The following is a 24,297-nucleotide window of genomic DNA, read 5'->3' on the forward strand; positions in this document are numbered from 1 at the left end:
GCTGCCCCATCCGCGGCGGTCGGGCGCCACCCCGTGACGTTCGCCCCCGGTTCCGGGCGGGCCCTTGACAAACTGTGTTAGCGCTAACAATGTGAGCGCTCACATCGTGGTGGAGGGAGCCGGGCCGTGAATGGTCGACCGGGCAGCGCGCGAGACGGGCGCCGGGCCGTGGCGGTGGGCATCGACTTCGGGACCCTGTCCGGGCGAGCCGTCGTGGTCCGGGTCGCGGACGGGGAGGAGCTCGCCGACGCCGTCCACCCGTACCGCCACGGGTCCGTGGAGCGGACGCTGCCGGCCACCGGCGCCGCCCTCCCACCGGACTGGGCGCTGCAGGTGCCCGCGGACTGGCTGGAGGTCCTGCGGACCGCGGTGCCGAAGGCCGTGACCGCGGCCGGGGTGAACCCCCGCGACGTCGTCGGCATCGGCACCGACTTCACCGCCTGCACCGTGCTGCCGACCCTCGCCGACGGCACGCCGTTGTGCGATCTGCCGGACCTGGCCGACCGCCCCCATGCCTACCCGAAGCTCTGGAAACACCACGCCGCCCAGGCTCAGGCCGACCGGATCACCGACCTCGCGATAGCGCGGGGCGAACCGTGGCTCGCCCGGTACGGCGGCCGCATCTCCTCGGAGTGGGAGTTCGCCAAGGCGCTGCAGATGCTGGAGGAGGACCCCGAGCTCTACGCCCGCACGCAGCGGTGGGTCGAGGCGGCCGACTGGATCGTCTGGCAGCTCTGTGGCACATACGTCCGCAACGCCTGCACGGCCGGTTACAAGGGGATCCTGCAAGACGGCCACTACCCGGACCCCGACTACCTCGCCGCCCTGAACCCCGAGTTCGCCGACTTCGTCACCACAAGGCTCGAGCACCCGATCGGGCAGCTGGGCGACCGGGCAGGCGGGCTCACCGCTCAGGCGGCGGCGTGGACCGGGCTCCCCGAGGGCATCGCCGTGGCCGTCGGCAACGTGGACGCGCACGTGACCCTGCCGGCCGCGCAGGCCGTCGAGCCGGGCCAGATGGTCGCGATCATGGGCACGTCGACCTGCCACGTGATGGTGTCGGACCAGCTCGGGGAGGTACCGGGCATGTGCGGCGTGGTCGACGGCGGGATCCTGCCGGGACTCTGGGGTTACGAGGCCGGGCAGAGCGGCGTCGGCGACATCTTCGGCTGGTTCGTCGACACGAGCGTGCCGCCGGAGTACCACACGCGCGCGGCGGAGCGCGGCCTCGACGTGCACGGGCTGCTCACCGAGCTGGCCGCCGGGCAGGCCGTGGGCGAGCACGGGCTGGTGGCGCTGGACTGGCACTCCGGCAACCGCTCGGTGCTCGTCGACCACGAGCTGTCCGGGCTGGTGGTCGGCCAGACACTCGCCACCCGGCCGGAGGACACCTATCGCGCGCTGCTGGAGGCCACGGCGTTCGGCACCCGCACGATCATCGAGGCGTTCGAGCGGGCAGGTGTGCCCGTCGGCGAGCTGGTCGTGGCGGGCGGGCTGCTCAAGAACCACCTGCTGATGCAGATCTACGCCGACGTCTGCGACCGCCCGCTCTCGACCATCGGGTCGGACCAGGGGCCCGCACTCGGGTCCGCCATCCACGCCGCGGTCGCCGCGGGCGCGCACCCGGACGTCCGCGCGGCCGCCGCAGCGATGGGCAAGGTCGACCGCGCCCTGCACCTCCCCGACCCCGACCGAGCGCGCGCCTACGACGACCTCTACGCCGAGTACGTCCGCCTTCACGAGCACTTCGGCCGCCGCGGCGCCGGCGGCGGCAACGACGTGATGCATCGCCTGCGCGCCATCCGCGCCCGCGCACTCAGGAAGCAGGAGGGCCAGTGATCCCCGAGTCCGCCAAGTACAGTGCTCACCCACTCCGCCGGCTGCCGTCCCCCGTGGTCGACGAGCTGCGCGAGCAGGTCGCGGCGCTGCACGCCGAGCTGGTGCGCTACGGGCTCGTCGTGTGGACGGCGGGCAACGTGTCGGCGCGGGTGCCCGGCCACGACCTGTTCGTGATCAAGCCGAGCGGGGTGTCCTACGACGACCTCACCGCGGACGCGATGGTCACCTGCGACCTGGACGGCGAGCTCGTCGACGGCGACCTCGCCCCGTCCAGCGACACCGCGGCGCACGCCTACGTCTACCGGCACATGCCCGAGGTCGGCGGCGTCGTGCACACCCACTCGACGTACGCCAGCGCGTGGTCGGCGCGCGCGGAGCCGATCCCGTGCGCGCTCACCGCGATGGCCGACGAGTTCGGCGGGCCGATCCCGCTCGGCCCGTTCGCCCGCATCGGGGACGACTCGATCGGCCGCGGGATCGTCGAGACGCTCACCGGCCACCGCTCCCGCGCCGTGATCATGCAGAACCACGGCGTGTTCTCGATCGGCCCCGACGCGAAGGCCGCGGTCAAAGCGGCCGTGATGTGCGAGGACGTCGCGCGGTCCACCCACGTCGCGCTCCAGCTCGGGCCGCTCGTCCCCATCCCGCCCGGCGACGTCGACGCGCTGTTCGACCGCTACCAGAACGTGTACGGCCAGACGGGAGCCCACCAGTGACGGGATCGGCGAGCGCGGACCGGGAGGTCTGGTTCCTCACCGGCAGCCAGGGCCTCTACGGCGAGGAGACCCTCGCCCAGGTGGCCGGGCAGTCGCGGACGATCGCCGAGGCGCTCGACGCGTCCGGCGCGGTGCCGGTGCGGATCGTCTGGAAGCCGGTGCTGACCGGGTCCGACGGCATCCACCGCATGATGCTCGACGCCAACGCCGACGCGCGCTGCATCGGCGTGACGGCGTGGATGCACACGTTCTCACCGGCCCGGATGTGGATCGCCGGCCTCGACGCGCTGCGCAAGCCGCTGCTGCACCTGCACACGCAGGCCAACCGGGCGCTGCCGTGGGCGACGATCGACATGGACTTCATGAACCTCAACCAGGCCGCCCACGGCGACCGGGAGTTCGGGTACGTCCAGGCGCGGCTCGGCGTGGTCCGCAAGATCGTCGCCGGGCACGTGGACGACCCCGAGGTGCAGCGGCGGGTGGGTGCCTGGGCGCGGGCGGCGCTGGGTTGGGCCGAGGTGCGCTCGCTGCGGCTGGCGCGTTTCGGCGACACCATGCGCGACGTTGCCGTCACCGAGGGGGACCGCACCGAGGCGCAGTGGCGCTGGGGTGTCACGGTCAACGGCTACGCCGTCACCGACCTCGCCGCCGCCGTGCACGCGAGCCTCGACACCGAGGTCGACAAGCTGGTGGCGGAGTACGAGGACCGCTACGACGTCGTCACCGAGCTGCGCGCGGGCGGCGCGCGACACGAGTCGCTGCGCTACGCCGCACGCATCGAGCTGGGGCTGCGCGAGCTGCTCGCAGCGTCGGGCTCGATGGCGTTCACCACGAACTTCGAGGACCTCGGGGCGCTGCGGCAGCTGCCGGGCCTCGCGGTCCAGCGGCTGATGGCCGACGGCTACGGCTTCGCGGGCGAGGGCGACTGGAAGACCGCGATGCTGCTGCGCACCCTCAAGGTCGCGGCAGGCGGCCTGCCGGGCGGCACCTCGTTCATGGAGGACTACACCTACCACCTCGGTCCCGGCCGCCCGCGCGTGCTCGGCGCGCACATGCTGGAGGTCTGCCCGACGATCGCGGCGGTGCGGCCGCGGGTGGAGATCCACCCGCTGGGCATCGGCGGCCGCGAGGACCCGGTGCGGATGGTCTTCGACGCCGCGCCCGGCCCGGGGCTGGTCGTCGGGATGTCCGACATGGGCGACCGCTTCCGGCTCGTGGCCAACCAGATCGAGGTCGTGCCGGCCGACCAGCCGCTGCCCAACCTGCCCGTCGCGCGGGCCGTCTGGGAGCCTGAGCCGGACCTGCGGACGTCGGCGGAGAGCTGGATCATGGCCGGCGGCCCGCACCACACGGTCCTGTCGACGGCGCTCGGCGTCGAGGAGCTGGACGACCTCGCCGAGCTGGCCCGCACCGAGCTCGTGGTGATCGACGCGGACACCACCCCGCGCCGGTTCGCCCGCGAGCTGCGCTGGAACCAGGCGTACTACCGGTTGGCCGGCGCGCTGTAGCGCGTGGCGCCATCGGCGCCGGGCTCGAAGAATGAGCTGTGCACCTACCGTCGACCTCATGGGAGAGATCACCTCGTGCTCAGTGCCACCGCGACCCTCGACCCCGCCTTCCGTGTCGCGCCGGTCAGCCGCCGCACCTTCGGGTCATTCGTCGAACACTTGGGACGCTGCGTCTACACCGGAATCCACGAGCCGGGCCACCCCACGGCGGACGCCGACGGCTTCCGCGGCGACGTGCTGGCGCTGACCCGCGAGCTGGGCGTCTCGACCGTGCGCTACCCGGGCGGCAACTTCGTCTCCGGCTACCGCTGGGAGGACGGGGTCGGGCCGATCGAGCAGCGGCCACGCCGCCGCGACCTCGCCTGGCACACCACCGAGCCCAACACGGTGGGGCTCGACGAGTTCGCGCGCTGGACCCGCAAGGCGCAGGTCGAGCCGATGCTCGCGATCAACCTCGGCACCCGCGGGGTCGTAGAGGCGCTCGACGTCCTGGAGTACGCCAACCTTCCGGCCGGCTCGGCTTTGGCCGACCAGCGCGTGGAGAACGGTTCGAAGGAGCCGCACGGCGTTCGGATGTGGTGCCTCGGCAACGAGATGGACGGGCCGTGGCAGGTCGGGCACAAGACGGCCGCCGAGTACGGGCGGCTCGCCGCGGAGACGGCCCGCGCGATGCGGATGCTCGACCGCGACCTGGAGCTGGTCGCCTGCGGCAGCTCACACTCGCGGATGCCCACGTTCGCCTCGTGGGAGGCCGAGGTGCTCACCGAGACCTACGACCAGGTCGACTTCGTGTCGCTGCACGCGTACTACGAGCCGGTCGACGGCGACGTCGGCAGCTTCCTCGCCTCGAACGCCGACATGGACCGGATGATCGAGGCGGTGATCGTCACGGCCGACCATGTCGGGGCGAAGCTCCGTTCGAACAAGAAGATCATGCTCTCGTTCGACGAGTGGAACGTCTGGTACGCGAGCCGCTTCCACGACATCCCGCCGCGGGAGGACTGGCCGGTGGCGCCGCGGCAGCTCGAGGACCAGTACGACGTGACCGACGCCGTGGTCGTCGGCAGCCTGCTGATCTCACTGCTTCGCCACAGCGACCGGGTCACGTCGGCGGCACAGGCCCAGCTCGTCAACGTGATCGCCCCGATCATGACCGAGCCCGGCGGCCCGGCGTGGCGGCAGACGATCTTCCACCCCTTCGCACTGACCTCCCGCCACGCCCGTGGGGACGTGCTGCGGATCGAGCCGGACTCACCCCGGTACGAGACGGCCCGCTACGGCGACGTCCCGGTGCTGGATGCCGTCGCGACCTGGGACGAGGAGGCGCGCGCGGCGACCGTGCTCGCGGTGAACCGCGACCAGGAGCAGCCGCTGACGTTGGAGGTGGACGTGCGGGCGCTGCCGGTGGACGTCGTGCGGGAGGCGCTCACGCTCGCCGACGACGACCGCTCGGCCCGCAACACCGCGGAGGAGCCCGACCGGGTGGTGCCACGGCCGAACACCACCGCGCAGCTCACGGACGGGCGGCTGCGGGTGGAGCTGCCGCCGGTGTCGTGGAGCGTGCTGCGGCTGGGGGTGGCGGCGTGACTGCCGGCGCGGGCCACGGCGCCAGGTTCCGCGACGCGCTGGTCGCACGGGGGTTCGCCCGATCCGACCACGAGCTGCCGACGAGCACCAAGCGCTTCCCCGACGGGGCGCAGTGCCGCGTGGAGATCCCGAGTGTCGAGGGCCCGGACGTCCTCGACGCGGTGCTCGCCGAGGCCGACGCCCGCGGGGTGCCCCTGCACCGGGTGTCGCAGGGCAGCGGCTCTCTCCTGCTCACCGACGCCGAGCTGGCCCGGATGGCCGCGACGGCGGCCGGGCGGCCGGTCGAGGTGAGCCTGTTCGCCCGGCCGCTCACCGGCTGGGGCGCCGCGTCGGCGGCGTCGCACGCACCGGGCGGGCGTGGGCTGGCGGCCCAGGCGCGGGGCACCGAGCAGCTCGTGCACGTGCTGGAGGACATCCAGCGGGCCGTGGAAGCGGGCATCCGCAGTGTGCTGGTGACCGACCTGGGCGTGCTGGAGACGGCGGCGTCACTACGGGCGGCGGGGGAGTTCCCGGCCGACCTGCAGTTCAAGATCAGCGTCCAGATGGGGTTGTCCAACCCGGCTTCGATTGCGCTGGCCGAGCGCCTGGGCGCCGACACATATAACGTGCCCACCGACATGTCGCTCGGCGAGCTGGCCGCGGTCCGCGCCGCGATCGACATCCCCCTCGACGTCTACATCGAGTCCCCCGACGACATGGGCGGGTTCGTCCGGCACTCGGAGATCGCCGACATCGTCCGGGTGGCCGCGCCGGTGTACCTGAAGTTCGGCCTGGCCAACCACCCGGGCATCTACCCGAGCGGCACCCACCTCGACCCGGTCACCGTCGCGCTCGGGCGGGAACGGGTGCGGCGGGCGCAGATCGGGCTGGAGCGGCTGCGCCGCACGATGCCGGAGGCGGTCATGTCGGAGGTGCCGGCGGTCGGGCTCGCCCTGCCGGTCGGGGCTGGTAGGGCGAAGGCGTAGGAGCGCTGCCGGGTGGCGGGCCGGGGAGCCGCCCGCCACCCGGGGTCAGGTCAGGCCGTTCAGAGCTTGCTCGCCCAGATCTCCCGGGATGCGGACTCGGGGTCGGCGGCGACCGAGACCGGTACGTCCCAGATCCGCGTCAGCCGCTCGCCGGGCTCGTACGCGGGCCAGCCGGGGTCGCCGGTGGCCGCGAAGGACGTCCATGACTTGCGGATCTCGTCCGACAGCGCGAGGGCCTCCGGTGGCGCCGGGTCGCCGAGCATCATCGCCGTCATCGGGCCGCCGAACGTGCCGAACGTGAGGGGCACGTCGAGGCCGTGGCACGCGCCGAGCGCGCCGCCGAACGCCGGGCTCGGCCAGGTGAGCTCGTAGCACCAGCTGCGGCCCGGGTGCTCCTGGGCGCACCACATCGAGGGGATGCGGAAGATCGCGTCGGACTGGAGCAGGACATAGAGGTCGGCGTCGGAGACGCCGGGGTGGGCGGCCCGATACGCGTCGATCGAGAGGCCGTGCTCCGCCGCGGCGGCCGCCACATCCACCCCGGACAGGTCCTGGCCCAGGCTGAACAGCCGGAACTCGTCGCGGTTGAACCCCGCCACCAGGTCGACGTCGGCGCGCAGCCCGCGCCAGGGCACGTCACGGACCACGTCCCCGTCGATCACCGGCCCGTAAGGGGTGAACTCGCCGCCGGCCGACTGCACGGCGTGGATCGCCTCGGGCCTGACGCCCGCGAGGCCCTCACTCGTGAGCGGCACACCGACTGCCGCGGCGATCCGCTCAGCGGTGGCGCGGGCCTTCTCCTCCGAGCGGAACCCGCTCGCGATGCTCTGCCCGATGCCCCGGTGGAAGAGGCCACGGCCGGCGTCCGCCGCCGTCAGCGCGGCCACCGCGGTGGCCCCGGCGGACTCGCCGAAGATCGTCACGTTGCCCGGGTCGCCGCCGAACCGCCCGATGTTGTCCTGCACCCAGCGCAGGGCCGCGAGCTGGTCGAGGAAGGCCCGGTTCGGCGGGGCGTCCGGCAGCCAGCCGAAGCCCTCGAACCCGACGCGGTAGTTCAGGGTGACCACGACGACGCCCGCCTCCGCGAGGTTCGCGCCGTCGTACTCGGGCTGGCTCGCGGTGCCGAGGACGAACGCGCCGCCGTAGATCCAGACCATCACCGGGAGCCCGCTCGCGCCCGGGTCGGGCGTCCACACGTTCACCGCGAGGCAGTCGGTGCTGTCGCCCGGGTGCCACGGCGACGGCAGGCCCGGCCGCATCGGTGCCTGGGGCGGGTCGGCGCTGAACGCGAGCGCGTCACGCGTGCCGTCCCACGCCTGCGGCGGCTCCGGAGCTCGGAACCGCCGGACGCCGTCGAGCGGCGCTGCGTAGGGGATCCCCTTGAAGACGCTGACCCCGTTGCCGGTTGCGCCGGCCACGGCGCCGTGGCTCGTCCGCACGACAGACTGCATGCGGTCATCTCACACCAGGAGGGGTGGGGTCGGCCCCCCGGGTTTCCGCACAGCGGATGCCTTCCCCGCCGTGACACGATCCGTGGATGCGATCAACCGGCGGCGTTGCCTGGACGGTGCGGACGTGACGGGCCGCGACATCGCCCGCATCCGGGCCGTGCGCACCCGGTCCATCAGCCCGGAGAACCCGACCGGCGGGCCCGGGCGGGGCGGCCGGGCCGTCGAGGGCACCGGAGCGAACGCCGCCCGTGAGCTCGGCCAGGGCTGGAAGGTCTCGCCGAGCGTGGAGATCCCCGCGCGCGGCACCTACGAGCTGGCCGCGATCGACGGACCGGGCCGGATCACCCACATCTGGATGACCACCCACCCCGACCACTGGCGCAGCCTGCTCCTGCGCGCCCACTGGGACGGCGCCACCACGCCGGCGGTCGAGGTACCCGTCGGCGACTTCTTCGGGCAGGGGTGGGGCCGGTTCGCCCAGCTCAGCTCCACGATGGTGGCGGTCAACCCGCACGGCGGGCTCAACAGCTACTGGCCGATGCCGTTCCAGTCCTCGGCCCGGCTGACGCTGGAGAACCTCTCGCCCGCCCCGGTGATCGTCTACTTCCAGGTGACCTACGAGACCGGGGAGGACGAGAGCGGGAGCGGCTACCTGCACGCCCAGTGGCGACGGTCGAACCCGCTCCCGGCGGGATCGACCCACACGCTGCTCTCGGGTGTGCGGGGCGCCGGCCAGTACGTCGGCACGTACCTCGCGTGGGGCCTCAACTCGCGCGGGTGGTGGGGCGAGGGGGAGATCAAGTACTACCTCGACCACGACACCGACTTCCCGACGATCTGCGGCACCGGTACAGAGGACTACTTCGGCGGCGCCTGGAACTTCGACGTGCCCGGGCAGGGCTACACCGCCTACACCACGCCCTACCTCGGCCTGCATCAGATCATCCGCCCCGACGAGCTGTACGAGAGCCAGCAGCGCTTCGGGATGTACCGCTGGCACGTGCCCGACCCGATCCACTTCGCCACCGGGATCCGCGTCGCGATCCAGGCGCTTGGCTGGCGCAGCCACGGCCGCTACCTGCTCCGCCACGACGACATCGCCTCCACCGCGTTCCTCTACCTCGACGCCCCGAGCGCCGTCCCGCCCGCCCCGCCGACGGCCGACGAGCTGGAGATCCTGTGACGTCGGGCCCGGCGGTTGGCCGCCGGACCGGGCGGCGCTGATGATGGCGGCATGAACGTGATCCCGCTGCCCCCGTTGGACCGCAGGCAGGCCGCCACGGCCGTGCTCGCCGCGAAGAAGCGCACCGGCGTGCGCTGGGCCGATCTCGGCAAGGCCATCGGCATGTCCACCGAGTGGACCACCGCGGCGCTGCTCGGGCAACACCCGCTGACCGACGAGCAGGCTGCCACCCTCGGCGCGGCGCTGGAGCTGGACCAGGCCGTGGTCGACGCGCTGACCCTGCCGCCTGTGCGTGGCAAGGACGTCGTCGACACATCGGAGCCGCTGGTCTACCGGCTGCAGGAGATGGTCCAGGTATACGGCAGCACGATCCACGAGCTCGTGCGCGAGGAGTTCGGCGACGGGATCGTCAGCGCCATCGACTTCGAGCTCGACGTCGAGCGGGTGCCCGACCCGAAGGGCGACCGCGTCCGGATCACGCTGAACGGGAAGTTCCTGCCCTACCGCACCTGGTGAACCCCAGCGCGGGGGTGCAGCATTAGGGGCCCGGGCGAGTGAACTGAGCCCGCGCGGCCGCGGTCACGGACCGTTCTAGCAGCTCAACGGCCTGCACAGGCGCACAATGGGGTGCCGCCCCCGACCGGGGGAGGTTCCTGCCCTGGGGAGGTGAAGGCTCGTGACGATGCGGTTGGGGGTCGTCCTCGCGACCGTCGCGATCTTCGGCTGGGCCATGGTGCCGGTCTGGCTGCTCGTGCGCCACCCGGACCACCAGGTCGGCGCCCAGGTCCGCGCCGCGGTCGGTGCCGCCGTTGCGATCGTCGGCATCGGGGCGCTCGCCACGGTGTGGACGCTCACCGGACCTGCTCCGCCGGTCCGGCCCGACCCGGCGGGGGTTGTGGCGGCACCGCTTCCGCGTTCGAGCGCATCCCCGGTTCCGACGGCTCCGTCCGCCACGCCCACCGTGCCCGACCAGGTACCGCCCCCGCCGGTGCGCCCGGCCGCCCCGATCGCGCCCACCGAGGCTGGGCCGGACTCGGCCCCGCCACGTCCTGCGCCGCGCCGCGCACCGCGGACCCGGCTGCCCGCGTCGAATCCGCAACGATCGGCTCCGCAACGATCGGCTCCGCAACGGTCGGCTCCGCAACCGGGCCCGGCGCCGGTGCCCATGCCGCCCCCGCGCCGGCCCCCGCCGCAGGTGGCCCCGGTGCCGAGCAACCCGGTATCCACTCCTCCGGCGCCGCCGGATACGACGACCCCACCGACCAGCACGGCCGGGTCCAACACGGCACGGTCCGGCCCGGCCCCGTCCGGCCCGGCCCCGTCCGGCCCGGCCCCGTCCGGCCCGGCCCCGTCCGGCCCGGCCCCGTCCAGCACAGCGCGGTCCACGAGCACGGCGCGGCCCACCAGCACGGCGCGGTCCAGCACGGTCCCGTTCACGGCGACGCCGCCGGCCTCGGCGCTCGACCGTTCCCCGGCGGGAGCGGGAGCGGGCGCGCGCGGGGGCGGTGGGTGAGAGCCATCAGCGCGTACGTGGTGCTGTAGGCCGAGCGGGTGCCCGACCCGAAGCGCGACCGCTCACCGTCGTGATGATCCGGTGCCAGACCCGGGGCGGGTGGCCCGAACGGCAGCAGCACGACCAGCTCGTCGCCGGCGTGCTGCGCAGCGTCGGCTCATGTGTAGAGCGTGAAGGGTGGGTGGGTGCCGTTGAGGAAATGGTCACCCACCTCACGGCGCTTGTAGGCGACCGGGTCGTGCAGCGTGTGCGTGCGGACGTTGCGCCAGAACCGGTCGAGGCCCACCGCGTTGCTGGTTGCGCGGGCGCCCGTCACCTCGAAGATCGTGGTCGTGACGTCGAGGGCCAGGTCGGTGGCCACCACCTTGAGCGCGGCGACGTGCTCTGCGAGCTCGCCGCGGGCCTCCCAGGTGAGCGCGTCGCCCGCGGCGTCCACGCGGTCGAGGTGCTCGGCCACGGCGTCGGCCAGCGCCTCGACGGCCCGGGTCGCCGCGACGAGCCGGCCGTAGGTGGCGAGGACGTAGGGGTCGGCGGTGGCGGCGGGGCTGTCGGACAGCAGCCACGGCCGCGAGACAGTGCGCGTGTACTCGCGGGCGGTCGCCAGTGCGCCCTGGGCCACGCCGAGGTAGAAGGCGCCGAAGACCGCTTGGATGGCGGGCGTGACCAGCGCCGAGCGCGGGGTAGCGGCGTGCTCGGCGAGACTGCCGAGCACCTGCTCCGGCGCGATCGCCACGTCGGTGAACGTGACGCTCCCGCTCGCCGAGAGCCGCTGGCCGAGGTTGTCCCAGTCCCCGCCCGGGGCGACTCCGGGCGCGCCGCCGCGCACGACGACGAGGAACGGCTCGCCGGTCCCCTCGACGGTGCCCGACACCACGGAGGCGTCGCCGCTGGAGACGCCGGTCGCGAAGCTCTTGCGCCCGCGGAGCAGGTAGCCCTCGCCGTCCGGAACCAGGACGAGGTCGGGGTCGGTCGGGTTGACCGCGTCGCCCCAGAGCCACTGTTCCGCCGCCGACGGCCGGCCCCAGCGCTGCAGCCCCGCGCCGCCGCCCACCCACCACAGGTTGGCGATGTTCACGTAGTGGTAGCCGAGGAGCTGGGCGATGGAGCCGTCGGCCGCGGCGATCTCGCGCACCACCCGCAACGCGGTCGCCCAGCCCAGCCCGGCTCCGCCGACGGCGGCGGGCAGCACCAGCGCGGGCAGGCCGGCGCCGCGGAGCAGCTCCGCCTCGGCGAGGGGCTCGGCGTTCGCGCGGTCGCGGTCGAGCGCGTCCTTCGCGAGGACGGCCGCGACGCCGCGGGACGCCTCGACCGCCTGCTCGTGGGTCGTGGGGAGGGTCATGGGTTCTCCTCAGATCCAGCCGTTGCTCGGCGGCGGGACGTCGTTGAGGGCGTGGTTGCCGATGTGCTGGATCTTCATCCGGCGCGGGTCGTGGAGGGTGTGGGTGCGGGCGTTGCGCCAGTGCCGGTGCAGGTTCAGCCCGTCCGCCGCGGCACGGGCGCCGATGAGCGCGAACACGTCGGCGGCCACGCCGACCGCCGCCGTGTCGGCCTCGGCGCGGGCCGCCGCGACGGCCACGGAGGCCTCGGCCGCGGAGGCGACGGTGAGGTCGGCGCGGGCGGCGTCGATGGCGTCGCCCGCCTCGTGCAGCAGGGCCCTCGCCGCGCGCACACGCAGCGCCAGATCGCCGAACCCATGCACCACCAGCGGGTCCTCCGCCGCGCTCGCCACCCCGGCCTCGCCCCACGGCCGCGCGACCCGGTGGATGAGGTCCCGCCCGTCGCGCAGCGCGGCGTCCGCGATGCCGACGTCGATCGCCGCGTGCAGGTAGTTGCCGAACGCGCCGAACACCTCTGGGCGCTCGAAGATCGTCCACGTCGGCACCACGTACGCGGCGGGGATCACCACCTCCTCGAAGCGCACGGTGCCGCTCCCGGTGGTGCGCTGCCCCATCCCGGCCCAGTCGTTCTCCACCGTCACACCCGGCGCGTCCGCGGGCACCCAGGCGGCGACCTTGCGGTCGCCCGCGTCGCTGGCGTAGATCGGGATCCACGGGGCGAACGGTGAGCCGGTGGCGTAGTACTTCGTGCCGTCGATCAGCACGTCCCCGCCCGGACGGCGCTCGAACCGGATGGCGTACTCCGCGGCGGTGCGCGTGCCCTTCTCCGAGAGCGCGTTGCCGAAGTGCCGCCCCGCGAGCACCTCGCCGAAGAAGAACTCCTGCTGCTCGGGGCTTGCGGCCTCGGTGAGGACCTGCACGAAGAAGTAGTGGTTCTGCGGGATCTGCCCGACGCTCGCGTCACCCTCGGCGAGCACCGCCATGAGGTCGCCCATCGTGCGCGCGCTGACGTCGGCGCCGCCGAACCGGCGCGGCACCGTCACCCCCAGCAGCCCGGACGCCGCCAGCGCGGCCACCTCAGCGCGGGGGAGCCGCCGCTGCGCGTCGCGCTCGCTGTCGCCTGCGGCGAGGTCCGAGGCGAACGCCCTGGCCACGGCGAGCGCCTCGGCGGCGTCGGCGAGCACCGGCACTGCGGCGGTGGTCGTCACGGCGCCACCGCCCGTGCGCCGAACCGGGAGCCCGGGTGGTCGGCGCGGAAGCGCAGCTGCCCCGGTCCGTACAGCTCCTCACGGAGCGTGGAGCCCGCGTAGGTGTCGGGGAGCAGGCTGCGGCGCCGCAGCTCGGGCACCACCAGCTCCACCAGATCCTCGAAGGTGCCGGGCGTGATCGCGTAGGCGAGGTTGAACCCGTCGACGTCGGCGATGTCGACCCAGCGCTGCATCTCGTCGGCCACGGTGGCCGGGCTGCCGACGACCACCACGCCCATGCCGCCGATGCCGATCCACTCGGCGATGTCGCGCGGCGTCCAGTCCCGGTCCGGGTCGACCGTCGTGAAGGCCTCCACCGCGCTGCGCACGGCCTCGGTCTCGGCGTAGCGCAGCGGCTCGTCAGGGTTCATCCTCGACAGGTCGAGCCCGCTCCAGCCCCCGTACAGCGTGAGCGCGCCCTCCAGGCTCACGTACTTCGCGTACTCGCGGTACTTCGCCTGTGCCTCCTCGTCGGTGGGCGCGGTGATCACCGTCATCAGCGTGAAGAACTTGATCGACCGCGGGTCGCGGCCCAGCTCGGCGGCGGCTGCGCGGGTGGAGGCGATCGAGCGGCCGAGGATGTCCGGGCGGGTGGCGGTGGTGAAGATGCCCTCGGCGTGCGCGGCGGCGAACCTCCGTCCCCGCGGGGACGCCCCGGCCTGGAAGATCACCGGGCTGCGCTGCGGCGACGGTTCGGTGAGCCCGATTCCCGGCACGTCGAAGTAGCGCCCGTGGTGGTGGATCGGGTGCACCTTCGCCGGGTCGGCGTAGACGCCGGCGGCCCGGTCGAGCCGCACGGCGTCGTCCTCCCAGGAGCCCTCCCACAGCTTGTAGACGACCTCCATGAACTCCTCGGCGACCTCGTAGCGCTCGTCGTGGGGCACCTGGTGCTCCAGCCCGAGGTTGCGGGCCGCCGACTCGAGGTAGGACGTCACGACGTTCCAGGCGATCCGGCCGTTCGTGTAGTGGTCGAGCGTGGCGAACCGGCGGGCGAACGCGTAGGGCTTCTCGTAGGTCAGCGAGACGGTCACGCCGAAGCCGAGGTGCTCGGTCACCGCTGCCATCGCCGGCACGGCGAGCGTCGGGTCGCCCACCGGCACCTGGATCCCGTCGCGGATCGCCGACTCGGGTCCGCCGCGGTAGACGTCGTAGAGGCCCAGCACGTCGGCGATGAACAGGCTCGTGAACCCGCCGCGCTCCAGCAGCCGTGCCAAGTCGGTCCAGTACCGCAGGTCGCGGTAGCGGTGGGACTGGTCCGCGGGGTGGCGCCACAGCCCCGGCGACTGGTGGCCGGCGCAGGTCATGTCGAAGGCGTTCAGGTGGATCCGGCGGGTCATTTCACTGCTCCCTGGGACAGGCCGCCGACCAACGAGCGCTGGGCGAGGACGGCGAGCACGTACACGGGCACGATCGCGACGAGGGACGCCGCGGCCTGCTGCCCGAACTGAACGGTGCGGTCGCCCTGGAAGAGCGACAGCCCGACCGGCAGCGTCTGCGACGACACCGCCTGCGAGAACGAGACGGCGAACAGGAACTCGTTGTAGGAGAGGAAGAAGCAGACGAGCGACGCCGCGACGAGCCCCGGCACGACGAGTGGCAGCACGATCCGGCGCAGGCCCGCCGCCACCGACAGCCCGTCGACCCAGGCCGCCTCCTCGACCTCGATCGGCACCCGCCGGACGAACCCGTCGAGCAGCCACACCGCCACCGGCACGTTCGCCAGCCCGTTCACCAGCGCCAGGCCGACCACCGAGTTGGTGAGGTCCACGCTGCTCAGCAGGAAGTAGAGCGGCAGCACCGCAACGACCGGCGGGGCGCAATAGGCGGCGAGCAGCACCGAGTGCAGCCGCTTCCCGCGCCGCCCCGCCCGGGCCGTGAAGTAGGCGGTCGGGACCGCGATCAGCGCGGTCAGCAGCGTCGCGAGGAGCGCGACCACCCACGAGTTCGCGAGCATCCGCGCGAGCGGCACCGTCTCGAACGCCGCAGGCCAGTTGCCCCACAGGATCCGGCGTGGCAGCCACCCGCCGTTCTGCACGTCGTCGGTGCCGCGCAGCGAGAGCGACACGAGGAACAGCACGGGCACGAGGGCGAGCAGCGCCACCACCGCGAGCAGGGCTCGCGAGACCAGCGGCGTGATCAGCGACCGCCTCATTCGTCCGCCCCGCGCACCCGCCGGGTCACCAGGCCCGCCACGCCGAGCACCAGCCCGACGAGCACACCCAGCACGAGAGTCTCGGCGGCGGCCGTGCCGACCTCGAAGCTGCCGCGGAACGCGGTGCGGAACACCTCGAAGCTCGCGACGATCGTCGAGACGCCCGGCCCGCCCGCGGTCACCACGGTGACGAGGTCGAACACCTTGAACGCGATCACGAGCTGCAGCACGGCGGCGGCGACGACGGTGGGCGCCACCACCGGCGCGACCACCGACCGGAGGGTGCGCCACCAGCCCGCCCCGTCCAGCGCGGCGGCCTCGCGCAGCTCGGCAGGCACCCCGAGCAGCGCGGCGAACACCAGCAGCGTCACCAGCGGTGTCCACTGCCAGGCGTGGATGAGCACGAGCGTCGCGAACGCGCCGGGCCCGGAGCCCAGCGGGTTGAAACCGGGCACGCTGAACGCGTCCCACAGGCCGGTCAGGGCGCCGCCGACCGGGGCGAGCAGCAGCTTCCATGCCACCCCGACCGACACCGGCGGGGTGACCATCGGGAGCAGCAGCACCGCCCCGAGCAGCCCGAACCTCCCCCCGCGGGCGTGCAGCGCGAGTGCGGCGGCGACGCCCGCGACCAGGCCGAGCGCGGTGGCGAGCACGGCGAACAGCGCCGAACGCAGCAGCGACCCGCCGAACGCCACCGACTCGGCCGCGGCGACGAAGTTGTCGAAGCCCGCGAACGCCCGCAACGGCCGGGCCAGCGAGGAGTCGGTGAACGCCAGCGCGACTCCGGCCACCGCCGGGTAGCCGGCCGTCACCAGCAGCGAGACAAGCGCTGGCACCGCGAGCCACAGCGGCACGCGGGTGCTCGCCCGCCGAGGTCCTGCCGGAGTCGGGACGGCGGCGGGCGGACCCGTCCGAGCGGGCCGGGCCGGCGTCGTGGTGGTCATGCCAGCGCCCGCTCCCAACCGGCCTGCGCGTTCGCCAGCGACTGCGCCGGGGTCTGCGTGCCGTCGATCGCGAGGGCGAGTTGGTCGACCAGGTCCTGCAGCAGCCGGGGTGCGTCGCGGTCCTTCGGCCAGGCGAGCGGGTTGCCCTTGAGCCCGGCCCGGATCACGTCGGTGGCGGGGGCGCTCGCCTTCGCGTAGTCCGGTGAGTCGAGCGTGCTGCGTCGCGCCGGGTCGATCCCGGAGCCCGCGGTGCTCGCCAGCAGCAGGTTGCGCGTGGGGTCCGTGGCCCACGCGACGAACGCGGCGGCCTTCGCTGTGTCGGCGCCGGCCGTCGACACGCCGAGGCCGAATCCGGCGTTGAGCGCGGTGCGGTGCTCGGTGTTGCTGCCCCCGACCGGCAGCGGCACGACGCCCCACCGGTCCACGATCTGCGAGCTCGCCGGGTCCTGGGCCTTGAGGCCGAGGTCGGTCCAGGTGTCGAGCATCGCGGCCTTCCCGGACAGGAACGCCGAGTTCGCCTGGTCGAACCCGATCTGCAGCGGCGTCGGGAGCGCGTAGGGTGCCACGTCGACGAGGTGCTGCAGCGCGGCGTGCGCCGCGTCGCTGTCGAGGGCCGGAGCCCCGTCGGGGCCGACGAGCGTGCCGCCGTACCCGGCGAGCCGGTTGATGAACGAGCAGCCGAGGATCATCGGTACCTGCTGGCCCTCGACCACGGCGCCGTAGACCGAGCCGCCGCTGCGCTCGGTGATCGTCCTGGTCGCCGTGTCGTACTCGTCCCACGTGGTCGGCGGCGCCAGCCCGTAGGTGTCGAAGACGGCGCGGTTGTAGTAGAGGACGTGGATGTCCCCGTCGAACGGGACGCCGTAGCGGCGCCCGTCGAGCAGCGTGTACGGGTCGTAGATCGACGGCAGGAAGTCGGCCTGGTCGATCGTCGGGGCGCCGCCGATGAAGTCCGTGAGGTCGACCAGCGCGTTCGCATCGACCAGCGCGCCGAGGCCGAAATAGAAGTAGTCGAAGACGTCGAACTGCCCGGATCCGCTCTGGACGTCGAGGATCTGCTGGCTGGTGAGCTGGTCGTACGGAATGGCCGTGGTCTGGAGCGTGCCGCCGAACTCCTTCGCAAACGCAGGCGCGAGCAGTTGGGTGAATGCGAGGACGTGGGGCTGGTTCACCATCGCGCGGATCGTGGCGCCGGTGAGGTCCGCGGGCGGGCCCGCGGGCAGCGCCGCGCCGGAACCGCCGGCCCCGCATGCGGCGAGGAGCGGGCCGAGTCCGGCGAGCGCGCCGGCGCCGAGGGCCGAGCGCAGCAGCAGGCGGCGGGACAGCACGGGGGAGCGCATGGGTTCTCCTGGGAGGATCCACCCGGAGCGAGGGCCGGGCGGGAGCGGATCAGTACGGCGCGGACTCGGTCAGCGCGGACAGGTCGCGGTGCTGGTGCGGCACAGGTCGACGTGCTGACGGCGTACGAGCCGGACCGGGCTGCGCCGATGCGCACTCCGCACGTCGCTCTCCTCTCCGCAGGCCAGGGAGGAAACGATAAACCCGCGAAACAGCGCCGCCGAGAAGCGGGGACGAACTGTGACGCGTATCGCCGGACATTGGGAACGGAATATGTCCGGTCAATTTGAGACCACCTGCGTTGTCCGGGTGCAGGTGGCGCGCAATTTCGGGAACGGCGTAACCGTCCATTTTGTCGTGCTGTGGCGGGCGGTCGGTCACCGCACCGACCTGTGCTCGGTCTCGGGGATCCGGCCGCGTTCGCAGACCGCGGGTGAGCTCCCTTCACGGTCGGATGCGGTCCCTTCACCCGGCACGCTCACCTGCATCCACCTGCCCGGACCAACGCCCGGGGAGGACTTCGGCAGATGAGGGTGAAAGGACACCGCGAGCGGGCGGGTAGCCCGGGTCATGAGGTGGCGAGGCAAGACGCAGGAGACGCAGGAGACGAGCGCTCGCCCGGCGACGCCCACGCCCACCAGGGCACGGCGCCCGGGATCGCCGGCGCATCGGTGGATGTGGCTGCCGGTGCTGGTCATCGGAGTCCTGTTGGTCGTGGTCGTGCACCAGGCCATCGTGGTGACCGGCAACCCGAATTTGGTGCCATCGCTGCTGTTGCTCGGGTCGTTGCTGGTGCCGGTGACCTTCGTGCTCTACCTCGACGGCCGGTCGCCCGCCTACGACGTACCGCTGAGCGTGCTGTTGATCTGCGGCCTTCTCGGCGGGGTGCTGGGTACCGCGGCGGCCAGCGTCGCCGAGTCCGATGCCGTCCAGCATCTGGGCGGACTCCCGACAGTGTTGATCGGGCTGATCGAGGAGTGCGCCAAGCTGCTGGTGCCGATCGGGGTCCTGATGTTCACCCGGTACCGGTCCAACCCGGCCGACGGCCTGTTGGTCGGGGTGGCGGTCGGCACCGGGTTCGCGGTGCTGGAGACCTTGGGCTACAGCTTCGTGATCCTGCTGGTCAGCGGAAGCCTCGGTCTGACCGAGCAGACGCTGCTCCTGCGCGGGGTGCTCAGCCCGGCGGCGCATATCGCGTGGACCGGGCTTGCTGCCGCCGCGCTGTGGCACGCGCACGCCCAGCGCTGGCGCCCCCGGGCGTTGGTGGTGGCCGTCGGCACTTTCGTGCTCGTCGTGGTCCTGCACGCCATCTGGGACGCCGCAGCCTACTGGCCAACCTATGTGATCGTCGGTGGGATCAGCCTGGCCCTGCTCATCCGACAGGCCCGCAAAGACGTCCTCACGGTCGACGGCCGCGCCCGACCCGCCACACCCGCCGGTGCCGGATGAGGACTTCCGGCTGCGTGACCTGCGCGGGCTGCGGGCGCGGTGCCCGCCGGTGGATCACCATCGGGCGCCCGCGAGCTGCAGGCGCCGGGAGTCACCGGATCCGGCGTCCCGTCTCGGCGCAGGAGTAGCCACCGAGCTTCTCCACCCCGTTCTGGAAGTCGGGGCGTTCGAGCAGCTCCCACAGCGGGGCGAGCAGCTCGTCGTCCAGCACGGATGTGCGCATGACCAGGTCGTAGGGCTCGCGGGCGACCGGCACGAAATCCAGCCCGAACGCCCGGGCGGCGGCCAGGATGCCCATCCCGGTGTCGGCGCGCCCGGCGGCGATCGCGGCGGCGACCGCGAGGTGGGTGTGCTCCTCGCGCGGGTAGCCGGAGACCTCGGCCGGGTCGATCCCGCGCCGTGCCAGCTCGTGGTCGAGCAGCACCCGGGTGCCGGCGCCGCGTTGCCGGTTCACGTACCGCAGCCCCGGCCGGGTCAGGTCGTCGATCCCGGTCAGACCCAGCGGGTTGCCCGGGGCGACGAGCAGTCCCTGGTCGCGGTGGACGAGCCGGACGACCGCGATCCCGGAGTCGTCGCCGAGGATGCGGTCCACGTACGGCAGCGTGTACTCCCCGGTGGCGGGGTCGAGGAGGTGCGAGCCTGCGAGATGGCAGAGGCCGTCGCGCAGGGCGACGAGCCCGCCGAGCGACCCGACGTTGGACGAGGCCAGCGTGTGGAGTGGGTCGGTCGCGCGCAGCTCGGAGGCGGCGACGTCGAGGACGAGGTCGTGTGAGCCGATGGCGACGATCGTGTTGCCGATCTCGCCGAGCCCGCGCAGTAGCTCTACGCGGACCTCCGCACCCGCGTGGTGGCCCTCCACGCCCGCTGGCACGACGAGCAGGCCGTCGGCGCGCACGAGCGAGGTGAGCACCCCGGCGCCGCGGGGGAGCGGGGTCGCGACGACCTGGCCGCCGACGCGGCCCAGCCGCACCCGTACCCAGTCGTCGCTGCCGATCACCGAGGCGAGCTTGCGGGCCAGCCGGGCGGTGGTCGACGGACGCTCCCGCGGCGCTGCGCCCTCCAGGGCGGAGAGCAGAGGGGCGGCGAAGATGTCGAAGGTCAGCGCTGCCGACACCGGGTAACCAGGGACGCCGATCACCGGGGTGCCCGCAGGTCCCGCGACGGCGCCGAGCACCACCGGGTGCCCCGGCCGCACGGCGACGCCGTGCACGGCGAGCGTGCCCGCCGCCGCGACGACGCGGGCTGTGTAGTCGTCACGCCCGGCGCTGGAGCCGGCGACGAGAATCACCAGGTCCGCGTCCACGGCGGCCTCGCGCAGCGCGGCGGTGATCAGGTCGGGGTCGTCCGGGACGATCGGGGTGACGGCCGCCGTGCACCCCGCCTCCCGGGCCTGCGCGGCGAGCATCAGCGAGTTGGTGTCGAGGATCTCGCCGGGCCGGGGCTCGGTGCCGACCGGCCGGATCTCGTCGCCGGTCGGGATGACCACGACGGCCGGCCGGCGCCGCACGAGCAGCTCCGTGGCGCCTGCCGCGGCGCACGCGGCCACGTCGACGGGCCGTAGCCGGTGGCCCTCCGGTAGGAGTAGCTCCGTGGCGCTGATGTCCTCGCCTATGGAGCGTACGTGCTGGTAGGGCGGGACGGCGGCGCGCAGCTCGGCCTGCCCGTCCGCGGTGCGGTGGACGTGCTCGCGCATCACGACGGCGTCGTAGCCGGGTGGCATGGGGTCGCCGGTGTCGACCACCTCGAACGCCTCGGCGGACAGCAGCACCGGGGTGGTCTCAGTGGCGCCGACGGTTTCGGCGGCGCGCACGGCGATGCCGTCCATGCCCGCGGAGTCGAACGCGGGGGAGGAGCGGTGGGCCCACACCGGCTCGGCCGTGACCCGCCCGACCGCCTCACCGACCGGCACCTGCACCGCAGGCACCCGTTCCGGGCAGCCCGCGGCCGCGCAGGCCTCCCGCCACGCCTGCATCGCCTGAGCGGCGGGGATGTCGGAGACGAAGGGACTGGCGGCGGGCATGGAACGACCGTATCTCTGGGTGTTCAGCGGTAGAGGGTGACGGTGACCTCGGAGCCGCCGTCGAGGCCCGTGGCGGCCTCGGGAACGATGAGGAACCCATCCGCCCTGGTCAGCACGGACAGCAGTGCGGACGGCCCGAACAGCGGCTCGGCCACGCCGTCGCGCACGGTCACCTGGACGACGTCCAGCCGGCCCGCGGCCGATGCGAGGTCGCGGGAGAGCCGGGCGCGGGTGGACGGCTCGGGCGGCGGTGCGCCGCAGCCCGCCAGCCGCCACACCAGCGGCGCGCCGACCAGCCGGAAGACCACGAGCGCGGACAGCGGGTTGCCGGGCAGCCCGATCAGCGGCACACCGCCGCAGTCGGCGAGCAGCGTGGGCTTGCCGGGCTTGATCGCGAGTCCGTGGCACCAGATCTCGCCGAGCGCGGCAACGGCGCCCGCCGTCTCGTCGCGGGCGCCGACGGAGGACCCGGCCGAGACCACGACCATGTCGGCGTCGGCGAGCGCGACACGCAGCGTTTTCTCCAGTGCCTCCCGGTCGTCCGGGACGATCCCGGCGAGGACGGGTTCGCCGCCCGCGTCGCGGACGAGCCCGGCAAGCGCGGACGCGGTGGCGTCACGCACCTGGCCTGCCGTGAGGGCCGGGGTGGACGGCGGCACGACCTCGTCGCCGGTGGAGACGATCGCGACCCGGGGCCGCGCGTGCACCGGCACCTCGGTGACGCCGGCGGCCGCGAGGAGCCCCAGGTCGGGGGCCCGCAACGGCCGGCCGGCCGGGACGAGCACCGCGCCTTCCGCGACGTCCTCGTCGGCCCGCACCAGCCCGGCGCCAGGGGCGACCGGGCGGGTGACCTCGATGGTGCCCGGCATCGTCTGCGCGGTGAACTCGACCATCACGACGGCGTCGGCGCCCGCGGGCAGCACCGCCCCGGTCGGGATGTAGACGCACCCGCCGGGCGGCACGGCGACCTCAGGGGCGGTGCCCATCCGTACCGAGCCCGCGAGGTCGAGGTAGGAGGGAAGGCCCTCGGAGGCGCCGTAGGTGTCGGCGGAGCGCACGGCGTAGCCGTCGACCGTGGAGCGGGGGAACCCGGGCAGCGCGCCTGGCGCCGGGACCTCCGCGGCGGGCACCCGCCGCAGGAGGTCGGCGAGGGCCACCGGCTCCACCGCCGTCCGCCGCGCCGGCCGGAATCCGGCCAGCGCGTCGGAGACGGTGCGGGCGGTGAAGAACTCCCGCCCGGCCCGGTGGTCCAGGGAGTTCACCGGCTGGGCTGGCCGTTCACGCCGCCGGGCTTCGGCTGCGGGCGGGCCGCCGCGCCGCCCTTGTCGATGCCGAGAACGCTCACCACCGGTCCGAGCGCCACCTGGCCGAGACCGCAGATCGAGGTCTTCCGCATGACCTCCTCCAGCTGCAGGATCCGGCTGCGCTGCGACTCGTCGAGCTCCGAGGAGCCGGACTCGATCACACCGCGCAGCAGCTCGTGTGCCTTCGTGGAGCCGACACGGCAGGGCACACACTTGCCGCACGACTCGTTGCGGAAGAACCGCAGCACGTTCGTGGACGCCGCGAGCAGGTCGGTGCCCTCGGCGAGCACCACCATGGCGCCGGAGCCGAGCATCGTGCCAGCTTTGGCTGCGGTGCCGAAGTCGAGCTGCAGGTCGAGCTGGTCGGGCCCGATGAAGTTGGACGACGCCCCGCCCGGCTGCACCGCGCCGACCTCGGCGCCGCCGGTGACCCCGCCGGCCAGGTCGATCAGCTCGCGGACGGTGGTGCCCATCGGCACGCAGTAGACGTCGGGGTTCTCGACGTGCCCGGACACGGCGAAGAACTTCCACCCGACCGACTCGCCGATGCCCTGGTCCTGCCACCACTGGGCGCCGCGCTGGACGATCACCGGCACGTCGGCGAACGTCTCCACCGAGTTCATCAGGGTGGGCCTGCCGTGCAGGCCGTAGTTGCCGGGGAACGGGGGCTTGTTACGCGGCTCGCCGCGGTGGCCCTCCATGGCCTCCAGCAGCGCGGTCTCCTCGCCGAGGATGTAGCCGCCCGGGGAGACGAAGATGTCCACGTCGAGCCGCCGGCCGCTGCCGCACGCGTCCGGCCCGACGATCCCGGCCGCCCGCAGCGCGTCGATCTCCTGCCGCAGCACGTGCTCCTCCGGCCCGTACTCGTGCCGGATGAAGACCCAGCCCTCCTCGGCGCCGACGACGGCCATGCCGAGCAGCAGCCCCTCGAGCACGAGGTGTGGCTGGGTGGCGAGGATCTGCCGGTCCTTGAACGTGCCCGGCTCGGACTCGTCAGCGTTGCAGATCGCGTACTTGACGCTGCCCGGCTGCGTGGCGCGGACGAGGCCCCACTTCTGCCCGGTGGGGAAGCCCGCGCCGCCCATGCCGCGCAGGCCCGACTCCTTGAGCGTCTCGACGATCGCGTCGGGGTCGAGCTCGCCTGCCAGCAATGCGCGCAGCGTGCTGTATCGCTCGGTGACGCCCGTGCCCGCCGCGTAGGGGTCGTTCGGCCACGGTTCGAGCCGCGTGCGCGCCTCGGCGTGGCCCACACCGGCGCCGCGGGCGCCGTCGACGAGTTCGGTCACGTCGGCGACGTGCGCCGGGCGCTCGTTCACCGCAACCGCGGGAGCGGTGTCGCAGCGGCCGAGGCAGGAGACCTCCACCAGCTCCACGTCCGCGTCGTCGCCGTACCGCTCACGCAGCTCCGCGATGCGCGCATCCCCGTTGCGCAGGAAGCACGGCAGGTCGTGGCAGACGTGCAGCGCGACCTTCACCGGCGGTTCGGTGCGGAAGTGCGGGTAGAACGAGATCAGGCCCTCGATCTCGTAGAGGGGCCGTCGCGCGTCGCGCGCCAGCTGCTCCAGCTCCTCGCGCGGCAGCCAGCCCAGCCGGGACTGGATCGCGTTGAGCGCCGGGATCAGCGACGGCCCGGGGAACTTCCCGGCCCGCGCCTCCACACCGGGGACCCGGCGCGACCGGACCTCCGCCGCACGCTCGGTCACTTCGGTCACGCCGCCTCCTTGCTGACGCTCGTCGGTCGCGC

20 protein-coding genes are annotated in these 24,297 nt (G+C 73.5%); 8 read left to right on the plus strand and 12 right to left on the minus strand.

Annotation, left to right across the window (positions count from 1 at the left end; translation table 11 throughout):
• The first annotated feature begins 126 nt into the window (after window positions 1-126).
• The 5 genes from araB to ABD143_RS10240 all read left to right on the plus strand — a co-directional run bounded on the left by araB (window position 127) and on the right by ABD143_RS10240 (window position 6,615).
• A complete protein-coding gene (gene araB / locus ABD143_RS10220) occupies window positions 127-1,839 on the plus strand; it encodes a ribulokinase (protein WP_343974827.1) in 1,713 nt (570 codons plus the stop codon).
• On the plus strand, window positions 1,839-2,555 hold the full coding sequence (locus tag ABD143_RS10225; RefSeq protein ID WP_379659676.1) for an L-ribulose-5-phosphate 4-epimerase: 717 nt from the start codon (window positions 1,839-1,841) through the stop codon (window positions 2,553-2,555). The genes araB and ABD143_RS10225 overlap by 1 nt, the downstream gene beginning before the upstream one ends.
• Entirely contained in the window at window positions 2,552-4,063 is a 1,512-nt protein-coding gene (araA, locus tag ABD143_RS10230; RefSeq protein ID WP_343974830.1) for an L-arabinose isomerase, read from the plus strand. Before ABD143_RS10225 ends, araA begins: the two co-directional genes overlap by 4 nt.
• A gap of 75 nt (window positions 4,064-4,138) precedes the next feature.
• A complete protein-coding gene (gene arfA / locus ABD143_RS10235; RefSeq protein WP_343974833.1) occupies window positions 4,139-5,650 on the plus strand; it encodes an arabinosylfuranosidase ArfA in 1,512 nt (503 codons plus the stop codon).
• Between the two features lie 38 nt (window positions 5,651-5,688).
• Window positions 5,689-6,615 carry a U32 family peptidase gene (locus ABD143_RS10240; RefSeq protein ID WP_343977274.1) on the plus strand — a complete coding sequence of 309 codons (927 nt, stop codon included), beginning with the start codon at window positions 5,689-5,691 and terminating at the stop codon, window positions 6,613-6,615.
• 59 nt (window positions 6,616-6,674) lie between these two features.
• Here the strand turns inward: ABD143_RS10240 and ABD143_RS10245 are convergent, their stop codons facing one another.
• Complete coding sequence (locus ABD143_RS10245) at window positions 6,675-8,066, minus strand: carboxylesterase/lipase family protein (RefSeq protein ID WP_343974836.1); 1,392 nt, start codon at window positions 8,064-8,066, stop codon at window positions 6,675-6,677.
• 124 nt (window positions 8,067-8,190) lie between these two features.
• Here ABD143_RS10245 and ABD143_RS10250 point away from each other — a divergent pair, with 124 nt between their 5' ends.
• Together ABD143_RS10250 and cynS are read left to right on the plus strand one after the other, a co-directional pair.
• Complete coding sequence (locus ABD143_RS10250; RefSeq protein WP_343974839.1) at window positions 8,191-9,249, plus strand: glycoside hydrolase family 172 protein; 1,059 nt, start codon at window positions 8,191-8,193, stop codon at window positions 9,247-9,249.
• A 51-nt stretch (window positions 9,250-9,300) separates the two neighbouring features.
• Window positions 9,301-9,765, plus strand: coding sequence for a cyanase (gene cynS, locus ABD143_RS10255; protein WP_343974842.1), 465 nt, complete (start codon window positions 9,301-9,303; stop codon window positions 9,763-9,765).
• A gap of 75 nt (window positions 9,766-9,840) precedes the next feature.
• Here the strand turns inward: cynS and ABD143_RS10260 are convergent, their stop codons facing one another.
• The 8 genes from ABD143_RS10260 to ABD143_RS38185 form a co-directional block, all read right to left on the minus strand.
• The gene (locus ABD143_RS10260) at window positions 9,841-10,686 is read right to left on the minus strand and encodes a hypothetical protein (protein WP_343974844.1); all 846 of its coding nucleotides are present in this window, start codon (window positions 10,684-10,686) and stop codon (window positions 9,841-9,843) included.
• 233 nt (window positions 10,687-10,919) lie between these two features.
• Window positions 10,920-12,101 carry an acyl-CoA dehydrogenase family protein gene (locus ABD143_RS10265; protein WP_343974846.1) on the minus strand — a complete coding sequence of 394 codons (1,182 nt, stop codon included), beginning with the start codon at window positions 12,099-12,101 and terminating at the stop codon, window positions 10,920-10,922.
• A 9-nt stretch (window positions 12,102-12,110) separates the two neighbouring features.
• Window positions 12,111-13,307, minus strand: coding sequence for an SfnB family sulfur acquisition oxidoreductase (locus ABD143_RS10270; RefSeq protein WP_343974849.1), 1,197 nt, complete (start codon window positions 13,305-13,307; stop codon window positions 12,111-12,113).
• The gene (locus ABD143_RS10275) at window positions 13,304-14,683 is read right to left on the minus strand and encodes an LLM class flavin-dependent oxidoreductase (protein WP_343974852.1); all 1,380 of its coding nucleotides are present in this window, start codon (window positions 14,681-14,683) and stop codon (window positions 13,304-13,306) included. Before ABD143_RS10275 ends, ABD143_RS10270 begins: the two co-directional genes overlap by 4 nt.
• Window positions 14,680-15,498 carry a carbohydrate ABC transporter permease gene (locus ABD143_RS10280; protein ID WP_343974855.1) on the minus strand — a complete coding sequence of 273 codons (819 nt, stop codon included), beginning with the start codon at window positions 15,496-15,498 and terminating at the stop codon, window positions 14,680-14,682. Before ABD143_RS10280 ends, ABD143_RS10275 begins: the two co-directional genes overlap by 4 nt.
• A complete protein-coding gene (locus tag ABD143_RS10285) occupies window positions 15,495-16,442 on the minus strand; it encodes a carbohydrate ABC transporter permease (RefSeq protein ID WP_343974858.1) in 948 nt (315 codons plus the stop codon). The genes ABD143_RS10280 and ABD143_RS10285 overlap by 4 nt, the downstream gene beginning before the upstream one ends.
• Window positions 16,439-17,782 carry an ABC transporter substrate-binding protein gene (locus tag ABD143_RS10290; RefSeq protein ID WP_343974861.1) on the minus strand — a complete coding sequence of 448 codons (1,344 nt, stop codon included), beginning with the start codon at window positions 17,780-17,782 and terminating at the stop codon, window positions 16,439-16,441. Before ABD143_RS10290 ends, ABD143_RS10285 begins: the two co-directional genes overlap by 4 nt.
• Before the next feature lie 69 nt (window positions 17,783-17,851).
• Complete coding sequence (locus tag ABD143_RS38185; protein ID WP_379659659.1) at window positions 17,852-17,944, minus strand: putative leader peptide; 93 nt, start codon at window positions 17,942-17,944, stop codon at window positions 17,852-17,854.
• 511 nt (window positions 17,945-18,455) lie between these two features.
• Here ABD143_RS38185 and ABD143_RS10295 point away from each other — a divergent pair.
• Window positions 18,456-19,229, plus strand: a complete 774-nt coding sequence (locus tag ABD143_RS10295) for a PrsW family intramembrane metalloprotease (RefSeq protein WP_343974864.1) — start codon at window positions 18,456-18,458, stop codon at window positions 19,227-19,229.
• A 91-nt stretch (window positions 19,230-19,320) separates the two neighbouring features.
• Here ABD143_RS10295 and ABD143_RS10300 read toward each other — a convergent pair whose 3' ends face one another.
• Genes ABD143_RS10300 through ABD143_RS10310 form a run of 3 tightly spaced genes read right to left on the minus strand, consistent with a single transcriptional unit; the run spans window position 19,321 to window position 24,265 of the window.
• Window positions 19,321-21,249: a molybdopterin biosynthesis protein gene (locus tag ABD143_RS10300; RefSeq protein WP_343974867.1), complete on the minus strand. Its 1,929-nt coding sequence runs from the start codon at window positions 21,247-21,249 to the stop codon at window positions 19,321-19,323.
• 23 nt (window positions 21,250-21,272) lie between these two features.
• Entirely contained in the window at window positions 21,273-22,511 is a 1,239-nt protein-coding gene (locus ABD143_RS10305) for a molybdopterin molybdotransferase MoeA (RefSeq protein WP_343974870.1), read from the minus strand.
• Window positions 22,508-24,265: an NAD(P)H-dependent oxidoreductase subunit E gene (locus tag ABD143_RS10310; RefSeq protein WP_343974873.1), complete on the minus strand. Its 1,758-nt coding sequence runs from the start codon at window positions 24,263-24,265 to the stop codon at window positions 22,508-22,510. The genes ABD143_RS10305 and ABD143_RS10310 overlap by 4 nt, the downstream gene beginning before the upstream one ends.
• Window positions 24,266-24,297: the final 32 nt, after the last annotated feature.

Origin of the sequence: Pseudonocardia aurantiaca (assembly GCF_039526725.1) — a bacterium.
Classification (GTDB): domain Bacteria; phylum Actinomycetota; class Actinomycetes; order Mycobacteriales; family Pseudonocardiaceae; genus Pseudonocardia; species Pseudonocardia aurantiaca.

Bases quoted from the DNA above. Each gene is read 5' to 3' on its own strand.
- ABD143_RS10245 (WP_343974836.1), bottom strand. From the start codon at position 8,066: ATGCAGTCTGTCGTGCGGACGAGCCACGGCGCCGTGGCCGGCGCAACC.
- cynS (WP_343974842.1), top strand. From the start codon at position 9,301: ATGAACGTGATCCCGCTGCCCCCGTTGGACCGCAGGCAGGCCGCCACG.
- ABD143_RS10265 (WP_343974846.1), bottom strand. From the start codon at position 12,101: ATGACCCTCCCCACGACCCACGAGCAGGCGGTCGAGGCGTCCCGCGGC.
- ABD143_RS10275 (WP_343974852.1), bottom strand. From the start codon at position 14,683: ATGACCCGCCGGATCCACCTGAACGCCTTCGACATGACCTGCGCCGGC.
- ABD143_RS10280 (WP_343974855.1), bottom strand. From the start codon at position 15,498: ATGAGGCGGTCGCTGATCACGCCGCTGGTCTCGCGAGCCCTGCTCGCG.
- ABD143_RS10285 (WP_343974858.1), bottom strand. From the start codon at position 16,442: ATGACCACCACGACGCCGGCCCGGCCCGCTCGGACGGGTCCGCCCGCC.
- ABD143_RS10290 (WP_343974861.1), bottom strand. From the start codon at position 17,782: ATGCGCTCCCCCGTGCTGTCCCGCCGCCTGCTGCTGCGCTCGGCCCTC.
- ABD143_RS10295 (WP_343974864.1), top strand. From the start codon at position 18,456: ATGTGGCTGCCGGTGCTGGTCATCGGAGTCCTGTTGGTCGTGGTCGTG.
- ABD143_RS10300 (WP_343974867.1), bottom strand. From the start codon at position 21,249: ATGCCCGCCGCCAGTCCCTTCGTCTCCGACATCCCCGCCGCTCAGGCG.